Source organism: Alcanivorax sp. HI0083 (assembly GCF_001635175.1).
The window spans coordinates 1-3393 of sequence record NZ_LWFX01000959.1 but is presented as its reverse complement, the minus strand read 5'-3'; the positions used below and the strand labels follow the sequence as shown (position 1 = coordinate 3393).

The 3393-nt window shown below is 59.1% G+C and carries 3 protein-coding genes; 2 read left to right on the top strand and 1 reads right to left on the bottom strand.

What is annotated here, in order from left to right; all coding sequences use genetic code 11:
* Positions 1–450 (top strand): nitronate monooxygenase family protein (locus tag A3754_RS10995; RefSeq protein WP_197468623.1); only part of this gene is annotated, 450 nt, incomplete at its 5' end.
* A 162-nt stretch (positions 451–612) separates the two neighbouring features.
* Positions 613–1032: an SRPBCC family protein gene (locus A3754_RS10990; RefSeq protein ID WP_063519714.1), complete on the top strand. Its 420-nt coding sequence runs from the start codon at positions 613–615 to the stop codon at positions 1030–1032.
* Positions 1033–1230: 198 nt separating this feature from the next.
* Here the strand turns inward: A3754_RS10990 and A3754_RS10985 are convergent, their stop codons facing one another.
* The gene (locus tag A3754_RS10985) at positions 1231–3363 is read right to left on the bottom strand and encodes a TonB-dependent siderophore receptor (RefSeq protein ID WP_063519713.1); all 2133 of its coding nucleotides are present in this window, start codon (positions 3361–3363) and stop codon (positions 1231–1233) included.
* Positions 3364–3393 lie beyond the last annotated feature (30 nt).

Below are 3393 nucleotides of genomic sequence, written 5' to 3'. Positions count from 1 at the left end.
AGTCTGGTGCCGCAGGTGGCCGATGCCGTCTCCATCCCGGTGATCGCCGCCGGCGGCATTGCCAGTCCGGCCGGCGTGCGGGCCGCCATGGCGTTAGGCGCAACCGCCGTGCAAGNGGGCACGGCCTACCTGTTGTGTCCGGAAGCCACCACCAAACCCGTGCATCGAGAATGGCTGAACAGCGACCGGGCCCAACACACCGCATTAACCACGGCTTTTTCCGGGCGCCCCGCCCGGGGCATGGTCAATCGGCTGATGCGCGAGCTGGGCAGCTTCCCGGATGCGGCGCCGGCATTCCCGCTGGCGGGCAACGCTATCGGGCCATTACGCGCCGCCGCAGAAGCGCAGGGTAGTGGTGACTGTTCGCCACTGTGGGCCGGGCAGAATGCCGGCGGCTGCCGTGAGGACAGCGCCGCTTTGGTGACCGCCTGGTTGGCTGAAGGGTTCTGATGACCGCAAGCCCGGTCGGAGCAACTGCCGAGGGCTGCGCTATGGCCCAAATTAACCTTGCGGGCAAACGGCCAGCCGTCAAAATCAACACCCTGTTTACTGCCAGCCAGGCAGTGTCACTCTTTCCCGGCGGCGTGCCGGGCCCCAGTGGGAGCAACCGCCATGCAACGCATCGAGATTTCCAAGACGTTTCCGTTCTCCGTGGACAAGCTGTTCGACTTTCTCAGCGTGCACGAAAACCTGGAGCTGATTTTTGCCCCAGCCAAGATCAAACGCATTAAAGACGGACAGGACAGCCACAACGGCGTGGGTTCCACCCGGAAGATGCAGATTCTGGTGGCGCCGCCGTTCGAAGAAACCGTCACCAAGGTGGTCCCCAACGAGCGCATCGAATACACCATCACCAAGGGCAGCCCGCTGAAGCACCATAAAGGCATCATGCGCTTTTCCGAAGCGGCCAATGGCGGCAGCCAGCTGGACTACACCATCGAGTTTGAAGGCAAGCTGCCCCTGATCGGCCCGATCATCAAAGCCGGCCTGGGACAGGGCATTCGCCGGGGCCTGAACAAGCTGAAACTGTAATTCCAGTAACGAGTTGCGAACAACACCATCGCATTTGCTTTTCGTTCCTCGCACCTCGTCACTCGCGTCTCTCTCTATTAACGTTTCAGACATAAAAAAACGCCGACGCCCTTGCTTGTGCAGACGTCGGCGTTAAACGGTTGCGCTTTTTTGCTGTCTCAGGGCGAGTTAGCCGTAGACGTCACCCACCCAGCCTTCTCAAAATTTATAGTCGAACCGCACATTGGCACTACGCGGTGCACCGTAGAAAGCCTGCCCCACATACAGCGAGTTATAGTATTTTTCGTCGGTCACGTTGTTCACGTTCAGGGTGGTGGTCAGGTGTTTGGTCCAGTCATAGCTGGCCATCAGGTTCACCAGCGCATAGCTGTCCTGGGTAGTTTTCGGTACACCGCCGGTGCCGCCCCGGTAAATGCTGTCCTGCCAGCTGACCTGCACACCGGTTTTCAGTTTCTGAATAGCCGCAGGGCGGTAGGTCGTGGACAGGCGGAAGATTTCCCGCGGGGTGTAGTTGCGGATTTCATCGCCGTCCTGGTCTTCAATTTCCAGCCAAGTGTAGCCACCAGCCAATTGCCAGCCGGGTAGAATTTCACCGCTGATTTCCCCTTCATAGCCGAAGCTTTCCACGTCCACACCACCGTAGTAGGTGTCCGGGCCGATCATGCCGGCAGGGTCCGCCAGATTTTCCTGATCCGTACGGAAGGCGATCAACGCGGTATAAATACGGCCATCCTGCCATTCCGATTTCAGACCCAGTTCCTGGGTTTCGCCGGTCACCGGCTCCAGCCGTTGGCCAGTGATATCTTCTTCGGTCTGCGGGTTGAAGATTTTGGTGTAACTGCCGTAAACGGAATGCACATCGGTCAAATCATAAATCAGGCCCACATAGGGCACGGTTTCGCTGGCGCTGGCATCCTTGCTGGTACCGTAGCCTTCCCCTTCGCTAGTTACGTCTACATAGCGTGCGCCGCCAATCAGGGTCAGCGGGTCGGCCAGGCTCAGACGAGTTGCCAGGTAGGCACTGCGGTAGCGATCATCCCACTTGCTGCCGTCAATAGAGGCATCGAAGGGCGGCTTGGGGTAACTGCCACCAAAAGCCTGATCCGGGGTCAGCGGTGTACCAATACCCCGGCCATAGTTTGAGGTTTCCTCAATGCGGCCTTTCGCATAGTTAGCCCCAACGACCATTTCGTGAACACGGCCGCCCACTTCAAACGGGCCGCGAGCATACAAGTCGAACACACGCTCGGTGACCTTGTCTTCATAGTAGCTGGGGTAGGCGAACAGGCCGGTTTCGTCCTTGTTCGGGGTGCCGTAGACGTAGAACAGTTCGGATTCACCTTCCATTTTGCGGTAGGTGTACACCGCATTGGCTTCCCAACCGTTATCGAAACGCTGCTGCAGTTCGGCGAATACGGATTCGGTGTTGCTGTCCCAGTACGCCCAATCCGCTGCGGTGCTGGTTTCCACGTCGTAGTCAGTGGGAGAGCCATCGGAGTAGAACAGGGGCAGCGACCCCCACATGGGGCTGTCCGCGTTGCTGTTCTGGTAGCTATAGCCCAGCGTGAACAGGGTGGAGTCGGTGAGGTCGGCTTCCACCACGCCGTAGAAGACGCCGCGCTCATTCTCGTAACGATCCAGGTAGGAATTGCGATCCTGATAGGCGCCAACCATGCGCCCACGCACCCGGCCGTTCTCGGTCAGGCTGCCGGAAGTGTCCACTTCCATGCGGCGGTTATCCCAGGAACCGTAACTGGCAGAAAGCGTCGTGTGATTATCCAGGGTAGGACGCTTGCGCACGTAGTTGACGGTGGCGGACGGGTTTCCCAACCCGGTCATCAGACCATTGGAACCGCGCACGATTTCCACCCGCTCAAACAGGCTGGTATCCACATCACCGTTGACGATTTCATAGGGCAGCGGCATGCCCAGGCCATCGTACTGGTAGTTGGTGATTTCAAAACCCCGGGCGTTGTAATACACCCGGTCGGTTTCCACCTGGTCCACCACCACACCCGGCGCGGCCGCCAGCGCTTCGCTGACTGAGACGATCTGGAAATCATCCATCAGCGTCCGCGTTACCATCGACACCGACTGGGGTGTTTCCCGGCGGGTCAGCGCCAGGCCGGTGGGCGCACTCACCGGGGTTTTCGGGGCGTAGCTCTCCGAGGTATCTGCCAGGGTACCCTGGTTGCTTTCAGCGTTGACCGTCACTTCAGGAATTTCGTGGACACTGTTGTCGGTATCAGTCTGCGCGGCCGTGGAGACCAGCGGACACAGCAGCAGGGAAGCCGCCAGGGAGCGACTCAAAACGCGAGCATAGATGATCATGGTAGTGCCTGTGGCTAATATTCTGCGATC